The organism is Natrarchaeobius versutus, from assembly GCF_041205745.1.
In the GTDB taxonomy this organism is placed as follows: domain Archaea; phylum Halobacteriota; class Halobacteria; order Halobacteriales; family Natrialbaceae; genus Natrarchaeobius; species Natrarchaeobius versutus.
Map to the genome: position 1 here is coordinate 1 of NZ_JBGFCC010000025.1, position 1,079 is coordinate 1,079.

Genomic DNA, 1,079 nt, shown 5'->3' on the forward strand with positions numbered 1-1,079 from the left:
TCATAGGGATCAGCAGAGATACTCATAGATTCTCGGTGAGTTCAGCGTAGGGAGTTTGCTTGTGAGATACGTCTTCAGCTCGGGAAGTGTCCGATAGAGTCTGTTGGCACGTCCCTCGTTCACTTGACGCCAGCACTGTTCGAGTGGATTCATTTCCGGTGCGTACGAGGGGAGGTATTCAAGAAGCAGGCCGGCTTTCGCGGCCTGCTTCTTGAGGTGCTTCGCTATGAAATACGGCGCGTTATCTAAGACGATCACAAGTTCCTCTCCGAACTCTTCTTGGAGCGCTCGCAGAAAGTGTGCGGCAACCTTCCCCGTAAACGACCCTTCGACGAACGAGATGAAGCGGTCACCGTCGTCGGCGACCGCGCCCAGCAGATTAACCGAGGCCCGACCGCCCGAGACCGGCAGTCTCGGGCGGGAGTTCACCGGAAACCATCCACGCTTTTGGGTGGTTTTGATCACTTGCGTGTTCTGATCAATGACGACGATCCGGTAGCCTGCCGCCTTCAGCGTCGGCCACTTTTTTTGAACTCTTCACGCCAGCGCTGTTGTTCGGCGGGATCTGCTTTGTAGTGACGCGGGCGGGCTGTCTGGTAAGACAGGCCCGCCCGCTTCATCACACGGTACATGTGCGCGAGCGAGTACTCCACGTTGAACGTCTCAGCGATGTAGTCACGGACGAGCGCTGGTGTCCATATCGGGTCATCGTAGCCTGCTTCCGACGGCGACGCCGCCAGCGTCGCCGTCAGTTCTGTCCACTGGGCATCGGTGAGACGAGTGGACTGTCCCGGTCGAGGGAGGTCGCCGAGCGCGGTTGGATCGCGCTCGGCGACGGTGTCGAGCCAATCGTACACCGTTTGTTCGGGGAAGCCGAGCAACTCTTCGATCTCTGCCGGTGATTTCCCGTGCCGATACAGCAGAGCACTCGTAAGGCGTTTGACCGCCTTCGCATCCGTCTCCGTGCGCAGTTGCTGGCGCAACTGCTCCTCATCGATACCATCCAACTTGCTGCCCCACGTTGTCATGAGACTCTCTACGCGTCCAGAAGATATGAACTAGTCTGCTGATCCCTATCA

At 58.1% G+C, this 1,079-nt stretch carries 2 protein-coding genes; both read right to left on the reverse strand.

Annotation, left to right across the window (positions count from 1 at the left end; all coding sequences use genetic code 11):
- Window positions 1-9: 9 nt before the first annotated feature.
- The gene (locus AB7C87_RS24160) at window positions 10-513 is read right to left on the reverse strand and encodes an IS630 family transposase (protein ID WP_369732101.1); all 504 of its coding nucleotides are present in this window, start codon (window positions 511-513) and stop codon (window positions 10-12) included.
- Window positions 510-1,028: an IS630 family transposase gene (locus AB7C87_RS24165; RefSeq protein WP_369732100.1), complete on the reverse strand. Its 519-nt coding sequence runs from the start codon at window positions 1,026-1,028 to the stop codon at window positions 510-512. The genes AB7C87_RS24160 and AB7C87_RS24165 overlap by 4 nt, the downstream gene beginning before the upstream one ends.
- Window positions 1,029-1,079: the final 51 nt, after the last annotated feature.

What these genes read in the sequence shown, in the direction of transcription:
- AB7C87_RS24165 (WP_369732100.1), bottom strand. Translation starts at nt 1,028, where the DNA reads ATGACAACGTGGGGCAGCAAGTTGGATGGTATCGATGAGGAGCAGTTG.